Annotated in this window: 19 protein-coding genes and 1 pseudogene; 14 read left to right on the plus strand and 6 right to left on the minus strand. The window is 67.5% G+C overall.

The genetic code is table 11. The annotated features are described in order from the left end of the window. Window positions 1-276, plus strand: a pseudogene (locus tag TBU01S_RS23340) (MFS transporter); the annotation flags it as partial. A 73-nt stretch (window positions 277-349) separates the two neighbouring features. Further along, on the plus strand, window positions 350-778 hold the full coding sequence (locus tag TBU01S_RS20165; protein ID WP_068639292.1) for a PaaI family thioesterase: 429 nt from the start codon (window positions 350-352) through the stop codon (window positions 776-778). A 240-nt stretch (window positions 779-1,018) separates the two neighbouring features. On the opposite strand, the gene nadA is transcribed toward TBU01S_RS20165, so the two are convergent. Then, window positions 1,019-2,119: a quinolinate synthase NadA gene (gene nadA, locus TBU01S_RS20170; protein ID WP_068639293.1), complete on the minus strand. Its 1,101-nt coding sequence runs from the start codon at window positions 2,117-2,119 to the stop codon at window positions 1,019-1,021. A gap of 112 nt (window positions 2,120-2,231) precedes the next feature. Beyond that, on the minus strand, window positions 2,232-2,684 hold the full coding sequence (locus TBU01S_RS20175) for a rhodanese-like domain-containing protein (protein ID WP_068639294.1): 453 nt from the start codon (window positions 2,682-2,684) through the stop codon (window positions 2,232-2,234). A 62-nt stretch (window positions 2,685-2,746) separates the two neighbouring features. Here TBU01S_RS20175 and TBU01S_RS20180 point away from each other — a divergent pair, with 62 nt between their 5' ends. The 11 genes from TBU01S_RS20180 (at window position 2,747) to yacG (ending at window position 13,030) form a co-directional block, all read left to right on the plus strand. Beyond that, on the plus strand, window positions 2,747-3,952 hold the full coding sequence (locus tag TBU01S_RS20180; RefSeq protein ID WP_068639295.1) for a cation diffusion facilitator family transporter: 1,206 nt from the start codon (window positions 2,747-2,749) through the stop codon (window positions 3,950-3,952). 215 nt (window positions 3,953-4,167) lie between these two features. Beyond that, the gene (glnA, locus tag TBU01S_RS20185) at window positions 4,168-5,577 is read left to right on the plus strand and encodes a type I glutamate--ammonia ligase (protein WP_068639296.1); all 1,410 of its coding nucleotides are present in this window, start codon (window positions 4,168-4,170) and stop codon (window positions 5,575-5,577) included. Window positions 5,578-5,711: 134 nt separating this feature from the next. Then, window positions 5,712-6,200 (plus strand): DUF4124 domain-containing protein, encoded by a 489-nt coding sequence (locus tag TBU01S_RS20190; protein ID WP_068639297.1) that lies wholly within the window; start codon window positions 5,712-5,714, stop codon window positions 6,198-6,200. A 92-nt stretch (window positions 6,201-6,292) separates the two neighbouring features. After that, window positions 6,293-7,384, plus strand: a complete 1,092-nt coding sequence (gene glnL / locus TBU01S_RS20195; protein ID WP_068639298.1) for a nitrogen regulation protein NR(II) — start codon at window positions 6,293-6,295, stop codon at window positions 7,382-7,384. 10 nt (window positions 7,385-7,394) lie between these two features. Further along, entirely contained in the window at window positions 7,395-8,816 is a 1,422-nt protein-coding gene (gene ntrC, locus TBU01S_RS20200) for a nitrogen regulation protein NR(I) (protein ID WP_068639299.1), read from the plus strand. A 106-nt stretch (window positions 8,817-8,922) separates the two neighbouring features. Then, window positions 8,923-9,735 carry a biotin--[acetyl-CoA-carboxylase] ligase gene (locus TBU01S_RS20205; RefSeq protein WP_068639309.1) on the plus strand — a complete coding sequence of 271 codons (813 nt, stop codon included), beginning with the start codon at window positions 8,923-8,925 and terminating at the stop codon, window positions 9,733-9,735. Further along, the gene (locus tag TBU01S_RS20210) at window positions 9,732-10,466 is read left to right on the plus strand and encodes a type III pantothenate kinase (RefSeq protein ID WP_068639300.1); all 735 of its coding nucleotides are present in this window, start codon (window positions 9,732-9,734) and stop codon (window positions 10,464-10,466) included. Before TBU01S_RS20205 ends, TBU01S_RS20210 begins: the two co-directional genes overlap by 4 nt. Further along, window positions 10,463-11,305, plus strand: coding sequence for an SPOR domain-containing protein (locus tag TBU01S_RS20215; RefSeq protein WP_068639301.1), 843 nt, complete (start codon window positions 10,463-10,465; stop codon window positions 11,303-11,305). The genes TBU01S_RS20210 and TBU01S_RS20215 overlap by 4 nt, the downstream gene beginning before the upstream one ends. A gap of 19 nt (window positions 11,306-11,324) precedes the next feature. Further along, the gene (gene coaE, locus TBU01S_RS20220; protein WP_068639302.1) at window positions 11,325-11,957 is read left to right on the plus strand and encodes a dephospho-CoA kinase; all 633 of its coding nucleotides are present in this window, start codon (window positions 11,325-11,327) and stop codon (window positions 11,955-11,957) included. A 99-nt stretch (window positions 11,958-12,056) separates the two neighbouring features. Next, window positions 12,057-12,812 carry a cell division protein ZapD gene (gene zapD, locus TBU01S_RS20225; RefSeq protein ID WP_068639303.1) on the plus strand — a complete coding sequence of 252 codons (756 nt, stop codon included), beginning with the start codon at window positions 12,057-12,059 and terminating at the stop codon, window positions 12,810-12,812. An 8-nt stretch (window positions 12,813-12,820) separates the two neighbouring features. Further along, window positions 12,821-13,030, plus strand: coding sequence for a DNA gyrase inhibitor YacG (yacG, locus tag TBU01S_RS20230; protein ID WP_068639304.1), 210 nt, complete (start codon window positions 12,821-12,823; stop codon window positions 13,028-13,030). Window positions 13,031-13,233: 203 nt separating this feature from the next. Here the strand turns inward: yacG and TBU01S_RS20235 are convergent, their stop codons facing one another. Both TBU01S_RS20235 and TBU01S_RS20240 read right to left on the minus strand, forming a co-directional pair. Then, window positions 13,234-14,175: a Nudix family hydrolase gene (locus TBU01S_RS20235; protein ID WP_068639305.1), complete on the minus strand. Its 942-nt coding sequence runs from the start codon at window positions 14,173-14,175 to the stop codon at window positions 13,234-13,236. Continuing rightward, a complete protein-coding gene (locus TBU01S_RS20240; protein WP_068639306.1) occupies window positions 14,172-15,065 on the minus strand; it encodes an ATP-binding protein in 894 nt (297 codons plus the stop codon). Before TBU01S_RS20240 ends, TBU01S_RS20235 begins: the two co-directional genes overlap by 4 nt. 184 nt (window positions 15,066-15,249) lie before the next feature. Here TBU01S_RS20240 and mltA point away from each other — a divergent pair, with 184 nt between their 5' ends. Continuing rightward, window positions 15,250-16,506, plus strand: a complete 1,257-nt coding sequence (gene mltA / locus TBU01S_RS20245) for a murein transglycosylase A (protein WP_245650997.1) — start codon at window positions 15,250-15,252, stop codon at window positions 16,504-16,506. Window positions 16,507-16,549: 43 nt separating this feature from the next. Here the strand turns inward: mltA and TBU01S_RS20250 are convergent, their stop codons facing one another. Beyond that, entirely contained in the window at window positions 16,550-17,299 is a 750-nt protein-coding gene (locus TBU01S_RS20250) for a DsbC family protein (protein ID WP_068639307.1), read from the minus strand. Window positions 17,300-17,317: 18 nt separating this feature from the next. Then, window positions 17,318-18,481 carry a UbiH/UbiF family hydroxylase gene (locus TBU01S_RS20255; protein WP_068639308.1) on the minus strand — a complete coding sequence of 388 codons (1,164 nt, stop codon included), beginning with the start codon at window positions 18,479-18,481 and terminating at the stop codon, window positions 17,318-17,320. Window positions 18,482-18,620 lie beyond the last annotated feature (139 nt).

Genomic DNA, 18,620 nt, shown 5'->3' on the forward strand with positions numbered 1-18,620 from the left:
TTTTCACCTGGCTGGCCACCGTGCCGCCCACCGCGGCGCTGGTCGGCAAAAGCTGTTTCGGCAATTCCGCTACCTCGGCACGCTGTTTCGGCCTGAACGCTGCTGTCGCACCAGATCGGCGGCTTCCTCGGCGCCTGGCTGGGCGGCATCAGCATCACGCTGACCGGCGACTACAGCTGGATGTGGTACGCCGACATCGCCCTGGCCGCGCTCGCCGCGGTGCTGAACCTGCCGATCCGCGAAGCACCGGTGGTACGCGTGCCGCAGCCGGCCTGATCCGAACGCTGCCGCCAGCCCGCAACGACGCCCCACTTCAACCGCCCACTGCCACCACGAAGGAAACACAACCATGAGCGTCCTGCGCCCCGACATCGACGTCGCCCTGCTGAACGAGCGCGGCGGCGAATACCTGCCCGGCTACCTCGGCATCGAGATCCTGAGCGTCGCCCAGGGAACTCTGAGCAGCCGCATGCCGGTGAAGAAGCTGCACATCGCCCCCAACGAGTTCCTGCACGCCGCCAGCGTGGTGGCGCTGGCCGACACCAGTTGCGGCTACGCCACCGTCGCCCATCTGCCGGAGGGCGCGGAATCCTTCACCACCATCGAACTGAAGAGCAACCACCTCGGCACCGTGCGCGAAGGCGCGATCCGCTGCGTCGCCACCGCCCAGCACCTCGGCCGTACCACCCAGGTGTGGGACGCGACCGTCAGCGACGAAGCCAGCGGCCGTACCATCGCGTTGTTCCGCTGCACGCAGATGATTCTGTGGCCGAAGTGATTCGTGCTGCTGCGGGCGTGGGCAGCGGCACCGCTCACGCCTTCGCCGGCGGCAGCTCAATGCGACGTGCCGCCGATTCTCGAAAATAACGACACGTTCTGAGGACATGTCGCCAGCAGCGACATATCACCCAGACGTGTCGCCGTTTCTCAGTTTTGTCGACACGTCGCAGCAAGGCCTGATGCAAAAAGGGCGGCTCCCGCGAGGAAAGCCGCCCTTTTCGTTCCTGCAGGTGCGTGTTCAGGACACGGCGAGCATGCGGTCGAGGGCGATGCGGGCCAGTTCGGCCTCGTGTTCCGGCACCTTGATCTGGTTGACGACCTTGCCGTCGGCGAGGTTTTCCAGCGTCCAGGCAAGGTGCTGCGGGTCGATGCGCTGCATGGTCGAGCACATGCACACCGTCGGCGCCATGAACTGGACGTGCTTGCCTTGCGGCTTCATTTCCTCGGCCAGCCGGCTGACGAGGTTCAGTTCGGTGCCCACCAGCCAGCGCGTGCCTTCGGGCGCGGCGGTGATGGTGTTGATGATGTACTCGGTCGAGCCGACATAGTCGGACTTGCGGCACACGTCGAGGCTGCTTTCGGGGTGCGAGATCACCAGGCCGCCCGGGTTCTTCTCGCGCCAGCGGTCGATATGCACCGGCTGGAACATCTGGTGCACCGAGCAGTGTCCCTTCCACAGCAGGATCTTCGCGCTGCGGATCTGCTCGGGCGTGAGGCCGCCGTATTCGAGGTCGGGATCCCACACCACCATTTCGTCGAGCGGAATGCCTTTCTTGAAGCCGGTCCAGCGCCCGAGGTGCTGGTCGGGGAAGAACAGCACCTTCTCGCGCTTGGCGAAGGCCCAGTCGAGGATGGTGGGCGCGTTGGTCGAGGTGCAGACGATGCCGCCGTGCTCGCCGCAGAAGGCTTTCAGGTCGGCGGCGGAGTTGATGTAGGTGACCGGCGTGATCAGTTCGTCGGGCTTGTCCAGCACTTCGGCAAGCTCGCGCCAGCAGCGCTCGACCTTGGCCAGGTTGGCCATGTCGGCCATCGAACAGCCGGCGGCGAGGTCGGGCAGGATGGCGACCTGGCTTGGCTTGGACAGGATGTCGGCGACTTCGGCCATGAAGTGCACGCCGCAGAAGACGATGTACTCGGCTTCGGTCTGCGAGGCCAGGCGGGCCAGCTTGAGCGAATCTCCGGTAAGGTCGGCGTGCTGGTAGACGTCGGCACGCTGGTAGTGGTGGCACAGCAGCACCGCGCGATCGCCGAGGCGGGCGCGGGCGGCACGGATGCGCTCCTGCGCCTCGTCGTCGGCGAGCGCGTTGAAGCGGTCGAAGCTGATGGTGGCTACTTGCATGATGCGGGTCCGGTTCCTGTAGGAAGGGATGCAGGCCTGTCGGCCTTCGTGACTCGGAGCAGCCTCGCCCGGAGGGGTTCCGGTGGCGGGCGCCCGGATTGTAAGGAAAAGCTCAGCCCTGCTGCCAGGGCAGGCCGGCATGGCGCCAGCCGCCTACCCTGTTGCGCTGGCCGTTGGCGTCCTTGTCGCCTTCGAAGCCTTCGAGCACGTTGTAGCAGTTGCTGTAGCCGGCTTCGACCGCCACGCGGGCGGCATCGTCGGAGCGGCCGCCGGAGCGGCACAGGAACATCACCAGCGCCTCGGCATCGACCTGGTGCTTGAGCTGATTGACGAAATTGACATTGCGCTGCATACCGGGCCAGGACAGCCACTCGATCTCGACCGCTCCGGGCACCCGTCCGACCCAGTCGAGCTCGGCACGCGTGCGCACGTCGACCAGCCTGGCGCCCGGCGCGAGCTGCAGCACCTGCCAGGCTTCGGCCGGCGTCAGCGCACCCTGGTAGGGCAGTTCGAGGTCTGCGGCGCGCTGGCGGGCCAGCGCCAGCAGGTCGGACAGGGTTCCCATGCGAGCATCCGTCTAGAATCGTGTATCGCGCGAAGTATAGCGCGTCCTTCCCAGGCTCCCGCATGAACCACGCTCATCCGCACCCGCCCACAGCCCGCGCACCGTTGCCGCCGAACGGCGACGAGGCCGTGCGCAGCCGGGGCATCCAGCGCACCACGCTGATCGCCATTGCCACCAACGCGCTGCTTTCGCTCGCGCAGATCACCGTCGGCCTGTTCGCCAATGCCTTCAGCCTGGTGGCGGATGCGGCCCACACGCTGTCCGATCTGGTCACCGACGTGCTGGTACTGTTCGCCGGCCGCCGCGGCGCCGACCCGGCCGACAGCAACCACCCTTACGGCCACGGCCGCATCGAAACGGTCACGACAATGCTGCTCGGCGCCGTGCTCGCGGCAGTCGGCATCGGTTTCCTGTGGAGCTCGGGGCTGCGCCTGCAGCACATGGACGCCTTGCCGGACCTGCATCCGGCCGCCCTCGCGATGGCCTTACTGACCCTGGCCGCCAAGGAAGGCCTGTTCCGCTACACGCTGGCCGCCGCGCGGCGGCTGAAGGCGCCGCTGCTGGAAGCCAACGCCTGGCATGCGCGCTCGGACGCGGCATCATCGCTGGTGGTGGCGATCGGCATCGGCGGCAGCCTGGCGGGCTACCCTTTCCTCGAGCCGCTGGCCGCCGCGCTGGTGGGCTTCCTGATCGTGGGCATGGGGGTCCGCCTGGCCTGGAAGGCCATCCGGGAACTGATCGATACCGGCTTGTCGGAAGACGAACTGGCGCGCATCCGGGAAACCATCGAAGCGACGCCCGGCGTCATCGGCCTGCACGACATGCGCACACGGCGCATGGCCGGCCGGGTGCTGTGCGACGCCCACGTGCAGGTCGAACCGCGGCTGACGGTATCCGAAGGCCATCGGGTGTCGGACGAGGTTTACCTTCACGTGCGCGCGGCCCACCCCGAAATACAGGACATGCTGGTGCATATCGACCCCGAGGACGACGGCGGTCCACGGGCGATGCCTGCCGGCCCGCTGCCCGCGCGCAAGGACGTCGCCGCCGCGATCGGCCAGTTGCTCGGCATCGGGCCCGGCAGCGATGCCCCCGCCCCCCTGCGGATACAGATCCACTACCTGGGCAAGCGGATCGACGTCGAGGTGCTGCTGCCTGCCGCCGTGCCTGCCGGGCAACTGGAAGCGCTTCGCCGGCGCACCGAAGCCTGGCTGGAAGCACATGCCGAATACCGTTCGATCCGCTTCTTTCAGCAAATCGCACCATGATGGTGCATTTGGCACGAATCAAGCACCATCATGGTGCATAACCCTGGCGGACTGGCACCGCCATTGCGCATCAGCCCTTGTGGCACAATGAGCCGCGGACAGGAATTATGCCTGGCACGCTTGATGCTTACTCGAACGACGAATTCCCGCTCACGGGTCCAGTACCGGTGTGCAAACCACTACGCAACCAACGCCTCATCTCATCAGGAGTGAACATGAACGCCCAAGACGTCATGAAGATGATCCAGGAAAACGAAGTCCGCTTCGTGGATCTGCGCTTCACCGATACCCGCGGCAAGGAACACCACGTCGGCCTGCCGGTTTCCGCTTTCGAGGAAGAGCACTTCGAGCACGGCCACCCCTTCGACGGCTCCTCGCTGGCCGGCTGGAAGGGCATCCAGGCTTCGGACATGATCCTGATGCCGGAACCCGCGTCCGCCTACATCGACCCCTTCTTCGACGAAACCACGCTGGTGGTGACCTGCGACGTCATCGAGCCGTCCGACGGCAAGGGCTACGACCGCGACCCGCGCTCGATCGCCAAGCGCGCCGAGGCCTACCTGAAGAGCACCGGCATCGGCGACACCGCCTTCTTCGGCCCCGAGCCCGAGTTCTTCATCTTCGACTCGGTCGAATGGTCGGTCGACATGTCCGGCGTCTACAGCAAGATCATCTCGGAAGAGGCCGCCTGGTCCACCGCCGACAAGTTCGAAGGCGGCAACACCGGCCACCGTCCGCGCGTCAAGGGCGGCTACTTCCCGGTGCCGCCGGTCGATAGCCTGAACGACATCCGCGCCGCCATGGTGCTGGCACTCGAAGCCTGCGGCGTACCGGTCGAAGTGCATCACCACGAAGTCGCCAATGCCGGCCAGTGCGAGATCGGCACCAAGTTCAGCACGCTGACCAAGCGCGCCGACTGGACCCAGGTGCTGAAGTACATCGTGCACAACGTCGCCCACCAGTACGGCAAGACCGCGACCTTCATGCCCAAGCCCATCGTCGGCGACAACGGCTCCGGCATGCACGTGCACCAGTCGATCTGGAAGGACGGCCAGAACCTGTTCGCCGGCAACGGCTACGCCGGCCTGTCGGAAACCGCGCTGTACTACATCGGCGGCATCATCAAGCACGCCCGCGCGCTGAACGCGATCACCAACCCGGGCACGAACTCGTACAAGCGCCTGGTGCCGCACTACGAGGCGCCGACCAAGCTGGCCTACTCGGCCCGCAACCGTTCGGCTTCGATCCGCATCCCCTACGTCGCCAACCCGAAGGGCCGCCGCATCGAGGCGCGCTTCCCGGACCCGCTGGCCAACCCCTACCTGTGCTTTGCCGCGCTGCTGATGGCGGGCCTGGACGGCATCCAGAACAAGATCCACCCGGGCGATCCGGCCGACAAGAACCTGTACGACCTGCCGCCGGAAGAAGACGCGCTGATCCCGACCGTGTGCACCAGCCTCGACCAGGCGCTGGACTACCTCGACAAGGACCGCGAGTTCCTGACCCGCGGCGGCGTGTTCTCCAACGACTTCATCGACGCCTACATCGAGCTGAAGATGGAGGAAGTCAACCGCATGCGCGTCACCACCCACCCGGTGGAATTCGACATGTACTATAGCCTCTGACCCGAGGACTACTGCACAAGCCGGAGAGGACGGGCATTGCCCGTCCTTTTTTTATGGGGTCTAATCGAGCCACCATTCCATCAGAATGGCGCCGGTCCGACCCCGTCCGGCGCAGCGAACCGACGAACACCAGCATGCGCCTGCTTCGAATCCTCCCGCTGACCCTGCTGCTCCACACCGCCCTGCCCGCCCAGGCAGCGGTCTACAAGTGCATCGACGCCGAAGGCCGCGTGACCTACACCAACGACCCCAGCGCAGCGCGCGGCTGTACCGCGCTCGATACCGGCCAGTCGGTATCGACCGTGCCTGCCCCGGTGCGCCGCCCGGCGACGACGCCGGGCACCACGCCGTCCTCCTCGCCGTCGAACTTCCCCCGGGTCAGCCCCGACGACCAGCGCGCCCGCGACGACAGCCGCCGCCAGGTGCTGCAGTCCGAGCTGGAAAACGAGGAAACCGCGCTGGCGGCAGCCGAAGCCGCGCTGGCCGAACAGGAATCGATCCGCCTCGGCGACGAACGCAACTACCAGAAAGTGCTCGACCGCCTGCAGCCGTACAAGGACAAGGTCGAGCTGCACAAGCGCAACATCGAAGCCCTGCGCCGGGAGATTTCCGGCCTGCGGTGAGCCGGCGAAACGCCGCGCCACGGCTGGCTGCGCCATGAGGGTTTTCTGGCGCGTATCTTGCGTGTCACCCTGGAGACAAACAGGACGCGCACATGCCGAAGCATCCTCCCCCCATCGTCACCGGCCCTTTCGCCGGCCTCGAACTGCTGTCGTCGGCCGTCGTGCTGATCGATGAAAGGCTGGTCATCCGCTACATCAATCCCGGCGCCGAGAACCTGTTCGCGATCAGCCGGCGCAAGCTGCTGGAGCAACCCCTGAGCCGCCTGCTCGGCACGCCGCCCGGGCTCGGCTCGGCGCTGGAAAACGCCCTCCACACCAACTGGAGCTACACCGGCCAGGACATCACGATCTCGCGCGGCAACGCGGAGCCGATCCGGCTCGACTGCACCGTCAGCCCGGTCGAGACCGACGGCGTCCGCCTGCTGCTGGAATTCCGCCCGATCGACGCCCAGCTGCGCGTGGCGCGCGAAGAGCAGTTGCTGCAGCAGCAACAGGCCAACCGCGAACTGATCCGCAACCTGGCGCACGAGATCAAGAATCCGCTGGGCGGCATCCGCGGCTCGGCACAGCTGCTGCAGCACGAACTGGACGATCCGCAACTGCGCGAATTCACCGAAGTCATCATCGCCGAAGCCGACCGCCTGCAGGGCCTGATGAACCGGCTGCTGAACTCGCACTCGATGATGCGGCCGGCACCGCTGAACATCCACGACGTGCTCGAACGCGTGCGCCGCCTGATCCTGGCCGAATTCCCGGCGCTCGAGATCCGGCGCGACTACGACCTGAGCCTGCCCGACATCACCGCCGACCGCGAACAGCTGATCCAGGCCATCCTGAACATCGTGCGCAACGCCGCCCAGGCGCTGGAGGGGGCGGGCGAGATCCATCTGCGCAGCCGGGTGGCCCGCCAGGTCACGCTGGCCAAGCGGCGCTACAAGCTGGCACTGGAATTGCAAGTGATCGACAACGGCCCCGGCATTCCGGCGGAGATCCACGACAAGATCTTCTATCCGCTGATCTCGGGCCGGGAAGGTGGCAGCGGCCTGGGCCTGTCGCTGGCCCAGAGCTTCATCGAGCAACATCAGGGCATGATCGAGGTGGATAGCCGTCCGGGGCGCACCTGCTTCACGATCCTGCTGCCGATCTCCGATCGTGCGCTGGCCGCCGGCAGCGCACCAGAATAGTGCATACGACATGAACAAAGTCTGGATCATCGACGACGATCGCTCCATCCGCTGGGTCCTCGAGAAGGCATTGAGCCGCGAGGACATCCCCCATCGCAGCTTCAGCTCCGCCAGCGAGGCGCTGGAAGAGCTCGACCGCAGCGGCCAGCCGCCTGCGGTGATGCTGTCCGACATCCGCATGCCGGGCGAATCAGGCCTTGACCTGCTGCAGAAGGTCAAGGAGCGCCATGCCCAGCTGCCGGTCATCATCATGACCGCCTACTCCGACCTCGACAGCGCGGTGTCGGCCTTCCAGGGCGGCGCCTTCGAATACCTGCCCAAGCCCTTCGACGTCGATCAGGCGGTGACGCTGGTCAGGCGCGCACTGGAACAGGGCATGCCCGAGAAGAGCGGCTCGGAGGAGTCCGCGCTCGCGCCCGAGATCCTCGGCCAGGCGCCGGCCATGCAGGAAGTGTTCCGCGCCATCGGCCGCCTCGCACAGTCTCACGCCACGGTGCTGATCAACGGCGAATCCGGCAGCGGCAAGGAACTGGTGGCACGCGCGCTGCACCGCCACAGTCCGCGGCGCGACGCGCCCTTCATCGCCATCAACACCGCGGCGATTCCGCGCGACCTGCTCGAATCCGAACTGTTCGGCCACGAGCGCGGCGCCTTCACCGGTGCCGCCGCCCAGCGCCGCGGCCGCTTCGAACAGGCCGACGGCGGCACGCTGTTCCTCGACGAAATCGGCGACATGCCGGCCGAACTGCAGACCCGCCTGCTGCGCGTGCTGTCCGACGGCCATTTCTACCGCGTCGGCGGCCAGCAGCCGATCCGCGCCAACGTCCGCGTGATTGCCGCCACCCACCAGGACCTCGAGGAACGGGTGCGCCAGAACCTGTTCCGCGAAGACCTCTTCCACCGCCTCAACGTCATCCGCCTGCGCCTGCCGCCGCTGCGCGAACGGCGCGAGGACATCCCGCTGCTGGTGCGCCACTTCCTGCAGAAGAGCGCGCAGGAGCTCGGCGTCGAGCGCAAGAGCATCTCGGACGCGGCGATCGAGTACCTGCAGTCGCAGCCTTTTCCCGGCAACGTGCGCCAGCTCGAGAACCTGTGCCACTGGCTGACGGTGATGGCGCCGGCCCAGGTGATCGAAGTCGCCGACCTGCCGTCCGAGATCCGCAGCCAGCCGATGCGCGAAGTGCCGACGAGCTGGATCGACGGCCTCGCCGGCGAAGCCGACCGCCTGATCGCCGCAGCGCCGGGGACGGTGTTCGAACAGCTCACCCATACTTTCGAGCGCACCCTGATCCGCCGCGCGCTCGCCGCCACCGGCGGCCGCCGCATCGAGGCGGCACAGTTGCTGGGCATCGGCCGCAACACCATCAGCAGGAAGATCCAGGAGCTCGGCATGGACGAGGCCCCCGGCGGCGGAGATCACACGGCCGGCTGAGAAATCCGCAGGCCGGGCCGCCGCTCCGTCGCAATCACGCACCAAGCTCGTGCGCCCGGCACGGTTGACGGATAATGCGGCCAACCTGACCGACTCCCGCCCGACCGTGTCCGACACTTCCACCAACACCGCCAGCCTCCTGTCCCATCTCGGCCCGCTTGCCTCGCGCTTCGCGATCGCCTGGATCGACAGTTGCGCATCGACCAACAGCAGCCTGATGGAACGGATGCCGGGCGACGACGGCAGAGCGCATGTGCTGGTGGCCGACCGGCAGACGGCCGGCCGCGGCCGGCGCGGCCGCCAATGGCAGTCGTGGCCGGAAGGCAGCCTGACCTTTTCGCTGCTGTGGCGCTTCGCCGCCGGCACGCCGGCCCCCGCCGGGCTGTCGCTGGCCGCCGGCCTGGCGGTCGCCCGCACGCTCGAACGGATCGGCGTGTCCGGCGTGCAACTGAAATGGCCCAACGACGTCCTGGTCAACGGCGAGAAGCTGGTCGGCATCCTGGTCGAACTGCAGCCTGCGCGCGATCGTTCGCTGGCGGCGGTGATCGGTATCGGCATCAATATCAGCCTGCCGCCCGGCGCGCACGTCGAACACCATGCCGGCGTCACCGATCTGGCGCGTGCGCTGGAGTCGCCGCCGCCATCGCGCCCGGCGCTGCTGGCCCACCTGCTTGCCGAGTTGCAGCAGCTGTTCGATCTCTATGCCGTCGCCGGCTTCACTGCGCTGAAGAGCGCATGGGAGCAGCGCAACGCCTTCGCCGAGCTGCCGGTGCGCATCAGCGGCGAACACGCCGCGGTCGACGGCATCTGCCGCGGCGTCGATGACGACGGCGCCCTGCTGCTCGATACCGCCGACGGCATCCAGCGCATCCTGGCCGGCGATGTCTCGCTGCGCCCGCTCGGCGGAGAAAGCGCGTGATACTGCTGATCGACGCCGGCAATACCCGCATCAAATGGCGGCTGCAGGCCGCAGCGGGCGGCCTCATCCACGACGAAGGCGCGATCGCCCACGAAAACCTCGCCCCCCTCTCCCGCCTGCGCAGCACGGTGGCCGCCCCGCTCCGGGTGGTGGGCAGCAATGTCGCCGGCACCGAAACGGCCCGGCGCATCCGCGACGCGCTGGGCGTGGAGGGGATCGAATGGCTTCGCCCCGGCGCACAGGCCTGCGGCGTGCGCAACCTGTATGCCGAGCCGGGCCAGCTCGGCGCCGACCGCTGGGCCGCGCTGATCGGCGCCCACGACCTGCACGCCGGCGCCTGCCTGGTGGTGATGGCGGGCACCGCCACCACGGTGGACCTGCTGTCGGCCGACGGTGACTTCCTCGGCGGCCTGATCCTGCCGGGCGTCGAGCTGATGCAGCAATCGCTCGCCAACGGTACGGCGCAACTGCCGCTGGCCGCGGGCAGCTTTGCCGCCCAGCCGCGCTGCACCGCCGATGCGATCCGTTCCGGCTGCCTGCAGGCCCAGGCCGGCGCCATCGAACGCATGTTCCGCCAGATCGCCGCCCAGCCCGGCGCACTGTGCCTGCTCGGCGGCGGTGCTGCCGATGCCTTTGCGGACCTCCTCGAACTTCCGCTGAAACGCTTCGACAACCTGGTCCTGCATGGGCTGGCCACGGTCGCCGCCCAGCCGGCTGGAAACACGGCATGAGCACGCATCGCATCCTCATCATCATCCTGCTCGCACTGAACGCGATCGCCTTCACCGGCGTCCAGGGATGGCTCGGCGGCGCCCCGCCCCGCACCGAACCCGAACGCTTCGCGCAACAGCTCGATCCGGAACGCATCCGCCTGGCTTCCGATCCGCCCGCTTCCGCCGCACCGGAAGCCGGGGCCGCCACGGACACGGCCAGCTCGCAGCCGGAAGAGCAGACGAGCGCGGCAGCCGAAACCGGCTCCGCCGAGACCGCCCCTTCTGCGATGCCGCCCGACAGCGGCGCCGAAGCCGGCTCGGCCGGGACTGCCGCGGCCGGGACCGCTGCGGCCGAAGCCCCGGTTCCGGAAACCCCGCCGGCCCCGCAAGCGGCTGCCGCCGCCCCCGTCCCGACGAGCTGCGTCGCCTGGAGCGAGCTCAGCGAAGCCCAGGCCGACGCGCTGATGCGCCGCCTGCGCGGCAGCGGGGCCAGCGCAGAGCGCAGCAAGATCGAAACGCCCAGTTCGTGGTGGGTGCGCATTCCGCCCCAGGGCAGCCGCGAACGGGCTGAGGAACAGGCCCAGGCGCTTCGCGCCCTCGGCGTCCGGGACTTGTTCATCGTGCAGGAGCGCGGGCCGGCGCAGTATGCGATTTCCCTCGGTGTGTTCAAGACCGAACCCCGGGCACGCCAGATGCTGACCGAGTTGCGCGCCCAGGGCGTGCGCAATGCCGGCGTCGAGCCGCGCATGAGCACCGCCTACCGGATCCAGGCCCAGCTCACCGCCGACGTGGCGCGCGAGGCCGAACGCGGCGTGCGCGGCCTCGCTTCGCGACGCACGACCTGCGCCCAGCGCTGATATCCACCGCCCCACCACCATGACCAGCACGCCGTTCTCGCCTCCCTTCATCGTCGGCCTGACCGGCGGCATCGGCAGCGGCAAGAGCGCCGCCGCCGACCTCTTCGTCGCCCATGGCGCCAGCCTGGTGGATACCGACGCCATCGCCCATGCGCTGACCGCAGCCGACGGCGCCGCGATGCCGGCCATCCGCGCACGGTTCGGCGATGCCGTCGCCGCCGCCGACGGCAGCCTGGACCGTGCCGCGATGCGTGCGCGCGTGTTTGCCCGGGATGAGGCACGCGAGCAGCTCGAAGCCATCCTGCACCCGATGATCCGCGACGAGAGCGCCCGCCAGTGCGCAGCCGCACGCGGCAGCTATGTCGTCCTGGCCGTGCCGCTGCTGATCGAGTCGGGCAGCTACCGCGCCCGCTGCGACCGGATCTGCGTGGTCGATTGCCCGCCGGCGCTGCAGATCGAACGCGTGCGGGCCCGCAGCGGGCTCGAGGAAGCACAGATCCGCGCCATCATGGCCGCCCAGGCCAGCCGCGAGCAGCGGCTGGCAGCCGCGGACGACGTCATCGACAACAGCGGCTCGCTGGAACATCTGCGCGCCCAGGTCGCTGCCCTGCATGCACGCTATGCCGCACTCGCCGCCCGGCAGCCTGACTGAAGACCACGTTGACAATATGGTCTTGGTACGGAGAGCCAAATGGGCTCTGTGCTATCATCGGCAAAATTTACGAGGCACGATTGTTGCGGAAAATGTGCGGTGATTAGCTACGAATATCCTCTCAACGAGCGCATCCGCACCCTGCTGCGACTCGAGGACCTTTTCGTCAAGCTCGCGCACTTCGTCGGGCGCGACGCCCCGCAGGACCATCACGTCGCGCTGCAGACCATTTTCGAGACGCTCGAAGTCGCCAGCCGCGCCGATCTCAAGGTCGATCTGGTGCAGGAACTCGAACGCCAGCGCCAGATCCTGATGTCCTTCCGCAACAACCCCGAGATCTCGGAAGAAGCCCTGTCCGGCGCGCTGTACGAGATCGAGCAGGCTTCCACCGGCCTGCTGGCGATGGCGGGCAAGATCGGCCAGTACCTGCGCGAGAACGAATGGCTGATGAGCATCCGCAGCCGCGCGGCGATACCCGGCGGCGTCTGCCAGTTCGACCTGCCGTCCTACCACTATTGGCTCAACCGCGACCCCGCCGCGCGCCGGCACGATCTCGACGCCTGGATGGCGCCGATGGCGCCGATCCGCGAAGGCCTGGAAATCGTTCTGCGCCTGCTGCGCGCCAGTGGCCGGCCGGAAGCGCAGACGGCGCGCAGCGGCGCCTACCAGTTGACCATGGCCGGGCGCAGCGCCCAGATGCTGCGTGTGCGCGTACCCCGGACCGATGCGGTGGTGCCCGAGATCAGCGCCAACAAGTACGCGCTGAACATCCGCTTCATGCTGCCCGAAACCGTCGCCCGCCCACGCCTGGCCGAACGTGACGTACAGTTCGAGCTCACTTTCTGCAGCCTCTGAGCGAAGCCATGGGCGACACGCCACGCACCGTATCATGCCCGACCTGCGGCAAGCCCGTGGTCTGGAGCGCCGAGAGCCGCTACCGGCCGTTCTGCTCGGCACGCTGCCGCCAGATCGACCTCGGCGCCTGGGCTTCCGAAGCCTATCGCGTTCCCACTTCGCCGCCCGATGCCAGCGACGCCGAGGACTTCCTGCCGCCCGGGCAGACACGCGACTGAAATCCCCCTGGGCGAAGAAGAACGTGCCGCATCATCACCAGCGAATCGGATGGAATGCCTCCAGGGGAACGGCTTCAGCCGGGGGCGCCGAACCGCAAGCTAGCTCTCGCAAGCGGCTTCAGCCGCGATAGCAGCCATGGGAGCGCATTGCAGCCCTTTTCGCGGCTAAAAAGCTGCTCCCACTGGTACGGTCCTTCAAGCTGTCAAACACTCCACGCCCCGCGGATTGCGGCAATGCCATGTGCACCGGCATCGCGCGCTTTTTCCATGTTCTCCGGCTGTAGACCGCCCAGGGCCAGTACCGGCAATGGCAGGCCAGCCACCAGTTCAGTGAAACGTGTCCAACCCAGTCCCGCTTGGCCGGGATGGCTGGCCGTCGGCGCCACCGGACCGAGCAAGGCGTAATCCAAGCCCAACGTCGCAGCCCGTTCGAGTTCGCCGCGATCATGGCAGGACGCGCCCACCCAAGGGCAATCCGGACGTTCATTCAGGATCGCCAGCATACGTGCGGGCAGATGCACGCCGTCGGCTCCGACTGTCCTGGCCAGGTCCGGATCGCCGTTGAGCAGCACCAGGCCGCCGCAGCCATGGACGCGCGCGACCACTTCGCGCGCGAAGCGCTCGCGCAGCGAACTGTCGAGCGCCGGCTCGCGTACCTGCACCAGCCGCAGCCCGTCCGCCAGCGCGCGATCGAGCGCGGCGAGCTGGGCATCGATACCCTGCTCGCCGGCATGGGTGATCGCCATCAGGCGCGGCAGGCGCAAGGCCTTCAGAATCGGGCCGTTGGCCGGCAGCATCGGTTCGCGCGTGGCCTGCTCCGGCAGCACCCAGTCGAGCACGCTGTGCACCTTGCCATGCGGTTCGCCTTCCCAGGCCGAGACCTCGAAGAAGTGCAGGCGGACGTGGGCGTGCTCGTACAGGTGTTCGCGCAGCATCCAGGGCCGCAGATGGGTGACGCGGATGCCGAGCTCCTCGTCGAGTTCGCGGCACAAGGCCTGCGCCGGCGTTTCGCCCGCCTCGACCTTGCCGCCCGGAAACTCCCAGTAGCCGGCATACACGGTGTCCGGCCCGCGCTGACCGAGCAGGTAGCGTCCGTCGGCACGCAGCAGCACGCCGGCGGCCACTTCGACACGCTTGCGCGTCACCGCCCGGCTCCTTCGCCGTGCTGCGTGGCTTCGCCGATCTGGCCCGCGTAATCGCGCGCGAACTGCCAGGCAACCCGGCCCGAGCGGGAGCCGCGCATCAACGCCCACTGCAGCGCATCCTGCCGCGCCTCGTCGATGCGCGCCTGCGGCAGCCCGAAGCTGGCGAGCCAGTGCCCGACAATGTCGAGGTATTCGTTCTGGCTGAAGGGATAGAAGGAAATCCACAGCCCGAAGCGCTCGGACAGCGAGATCTTTTCCTCGGTCGCCTCGCCGGGATGGATCTCGCCGTCGATGTGACGGGCCTGCAGGTTCTCGTCGTGGTACTCGGGCATCAGATGGCGGCGATTGGAGGTCGCATAGATCAGCACATTGTCCGCCATCGCCGACACCGAGCCGTCGAGCACGCTCTTGAGCGCCTTGTAGGCATCCTCGCCTTCCTCGAAGGAGAGGTCGTCGCAGAACAGGATGAAGCGCTCGGGGCGGCCTTCGACCAGTTCGACGATCTCCGGCAGATCGACCAGGTCGGTCTTATCGACCTCGATCACACGCAGGCCGCGATCGCTGTATTCGGCCAGCAAGGCCTTGATCAGCGAGGACTTTCCGGTTCCGCGCGCGCCGGTCAGCAGCACGTTGTTGGCCCGGCGCCCAGCGAGGAACTGCTGCGTGTTGCGGTCGATGCGTTCTTTCTGGTCGTCGACGTCCTGCAGGTCCGCCAGACGGATGCGGTGCGGCGAGCGCACCGGTTTGAGGACCGCACGGCCATGGCGCCGCTGCCAGCGGAAAGCCACCGCGGCATCCCAGTCGGGCGCCGTGGCCGGGCCGGGCAGCAGCGCCTCGAAGCGCTCCAGCAGCCGCTCGGCGCGGCTCATCAGGTCTGACAACTCAGTCATCGTGTTCGTCCTTGTTGTCGCCAGCGTTTCCCCGGCGCGGCCAGGTCGCCCAGACGATGATCAGCAGCAGCACGAGCGCCAGCCCTGCTTCGAGAAAGATCACCCACATCGCAAACCTCGGGGTCGGGATACCGCCACCGGTATACTGTTGTCCGAAAGTTTCGCAGTCTAACCGATCCCCTCCATGATTCCGGCTCCCTCCCGTCTGGCACGCCCCGCGCTGCCCTTCCTGTTTGCACTGCTCGGCGCTTGTGCGACCCCGCAACAGGCACCCGATACCGAAGCACAGTGTCCGCCGCAACGCGCCTGTCCGGCCTGTCCCGCTTGCCCACCCTCGACCGACAAGCCGGCGACGACGCCCACCCCGCCAGCCGGCGCAGCGGCAGAGCCTCCGCCCGCCGTTCAGGCAAGCTGGTCTGCCATCCCCGGCTGGAGCGAGGACGATCCGGCCGAAGCCTGGCCGGCCCTGCTCGCTTCCTGCTCCAGGCTCGCCCGGCAGGCGGGCTGGCAGTCCGTCTGCGCAGCGGCATCCGCGCTCGGCAGGACGCCCTCCAGCCAGCAGGCACGGGCGTATTTCGAGCAGCACTTCGTGCCCTGGCAGCTGTTCAACGGCGGCCCCTCGGCGGAAGGCCTGGTGACCGGCTACTACGAGCCGCTGATCCGCGGCAGCCGCAGCCGCTCCAGCCAGTATGCGTGGCCGATCCATGGCGTACCGGCGGACATGCTGACGATCGAGCTCGGCGACGTCTATCCCGAGCTCAGATCCATGCGCCTGAGAGGACGCATCGTCGGCAACAAGGTCCTGCCCTACTGGACGCGGGGACAGCTGGAGGAGCGCGGCAATCAGGTGCCCGCCCCGGTGCTGCTGTGGGCGAACGATCCGATCGACCTGTTCTTCCTGCAGGTGCAAGGTTCGGGGCGCGTCCGGCTGCCCGACGGCAAGACCGTCCGCATCGGCTACGCGGACCAGAACGGACACCCCTACCAGTCGATCGGCCGCTGGCTGGTGGCGCAGGGAGAGCTGAGCCTGGAGCAGGCTTCGATGGACGGCATCAAACGCTGGGCGCGCGACAACCCCGGCCGCTTGCGCGAAATGCTCAATGCCAATCCGAGCTACGTCTTCTTTCGCGAACTGCCGGCTTCGGATGGCGGGCCGATCGGCGCACTCAGCGTTCCGCTGAGCGAAGGCCGCAGCATCGCGGTCGACCCGCGCTACGTCCCGCTCGGGGCGCCGGTGTTCCTGGCGACGAGCCATCCGCTGAGCACGCGTCCGCTGAATCGCCTGGTGCTGGCCCAGGACACCGGTAGCGCCATCAAGGGCGCGGTGCGGGCGGATTTCTTCTGGGGATTCGGCGAAAGCGCCGGGCGGGAAGCCGGCAGGATGCGCCAGCAGGGGCGGATGTGGGTGCTGCTGCCCAAGGGAATGAAGCCGCCCCGCTGAACGACCGCCCCTGGTACCTTTTCGGCGCCGGGGGCGGTTCGGGTCACTTGGACTTGGATGCGGTCTTGGGCTTCACTTCGGCAAGCGCCTTTTCGAGCTCCGCCGCAGGCATGTAGCCACCGATGCGGGTACCGTCGGCCAGGAAGATCGTCGGCGTTCCGCTGATGCGCAATTGCTGGCCCAGTTGCACGTTCTGCGCCACTGCGGTGACGTCGCAGTCGGCGGCGGCCGGCTCCTTGCCGTCCAGCACCCAGCCTGTCCATGCCTGGGCCCTGTCTTTTGCGCACCAGATGTTGTTCGACTTGTTGGCCGAATCCTCGCTGAGGATCGGATACAAGAAAGTGTAGATCGTGATGTCGTCCATGCCGGCCAGATCCTTGGCCAGGCGCTTGCAGTAGCCGCAGTTCGGATCCTCGAAAGTCGCGATCACGCGCGTACCCTTGCCCTTGACCTGCTTGACCGCACGCTCCAGCGGCAGCGAAGCGAAATCGATCGCGGACAGTTCGTTCAGACGTGCCTGGGTGACGTCGCGGCGAGTCTTCATGTCGATGATGCTGCCGTCGATGACGAACTCCGCCTTGGCATCGGTGTAGACGAGCTGGCCGTTCTTCAGCACCACTTCGTACAGCCCGCCGTACGGCGTTTCCGCCACCGACTCGACCGCGGGCGCGCCGATGAAGCTTTCCATGCCCTTCTTTACCGCCTCCTCCGAGGCCTGCGCGAACCCCATCGTCGTCAGGCCCAGCAGAAATGCGATCGAACGCGCCACGGCAGGTTGAGCAAACACAGTCATCGATATCTCCGGATGGTTTCAGAATCGCCCATTGGCCGCATAGCGCGTCAAGGCGTTGGTTAGGACAGGCAGGCTGCCGGTGAGGTTCATCCCGGTATTGCGCAGCGCAGCAAGAATCGGGTTGGGGTGATTGAAAAGACGGTTCAGGCCATGGGTGAGGTACTGCATCAGGAAAGGCTCTTCCGCGCGCGCGCGCGCATAACTGCGCAGGATGGCGAGTTCGCCGATGTCCCGCCAGGCGGGCGTCCGCGCGAGCACCTCGGCCAGTGCCTTCGCATCCTGGAAGCCGAGATTGATGCCATGGCCGGACAAGGGATGGATCGCGTGCGCCGCATCGCCGATCAGGGCGATCCGCGGCTTGACCACCGACGCGACCCGCATCAGCCGCAGCGGGAACGCAGCCCGCGGCGTGATCAGGCCGAGCTTGCCCAATGCGTGTCCCCCCGCAGCAGCCGCCTTGTCGCAGAAAGCAGCGTCATCGAGCGCAAGCAGGCTGTCGGCGACCTCGTCCGGCGCCGACCAGACCATGGACATCCGGTTTCCGGGCAAGGGCAGCCAGGCCAGGATGCCGTCGCCGCGGAACCACTGGAAAGCCGTCGCACGATGCGGCAGGGCGCAATCGAAATTCGCCACCACGCCGCGCTCGCCGTAGGCGGAGACGCTGGCCTCGATGCCGGCCTGCTGGCGTACCCAGGACTCACGCCCGTCGGCACCGACGACGAGGCGCGCCCGCAATACCTTGCCATCCTGCAGCCCCAGGGAAACCCCGTCGTCCGCAAGCGTGAGGCTGGCCGGCGAGGCCGGACAGAACAGCGTGACGTTGTGCTGCCGCTTGAGATTTTCCCAGAGCTCACGGTGAATGCGGCTGGACTCGCCGATCCAGGCAAGTTCGGACAGACCGCTGCCGTAGGCGGAAAAACGCAGCGTACCGCCGGCATCGCCGAAGATCCGCATTTCGGCAACGGCTTGCAGCCGCTCCCGTTCCAGATGCTGCCAGACGCCGAGTCCGTCCATGAAGCGGACGCTCGCCGGACTGTAGGCATACACCCGCTGATCCCAATCCACCGGCAGGCGTGGCGCACTCGCCTCGATGACGGCCACCTTCAGGTGAGTGCGGCGCAATGCAACCGCGAGCGCCGCGCCGGCCAATCCGCCGCCGACGACAATCAGGTCGAAATTCATTCAAGCATCCAGGCGTTGCCTTCGAACTCGGCATTGTGCCGAATGGCGGGGTCATCGTCACGCTCCGGCCCGTCACGAACGAGACTTCTGGTGCGTACGGAGTTGGATGTTGCGGCGTTTTTCTCCGCGTCCACGCACG

Origin of the sequence: Thauera butanivorans NBRC 103042, assembly GCF_001591165.1 — a bacterium.
GTDB lineage: Bacteria > Pseudomonadota > Gammaproteobacteria > Burkholderiales > Rhodocyclaceae > Thauera > Thauera butanivorans.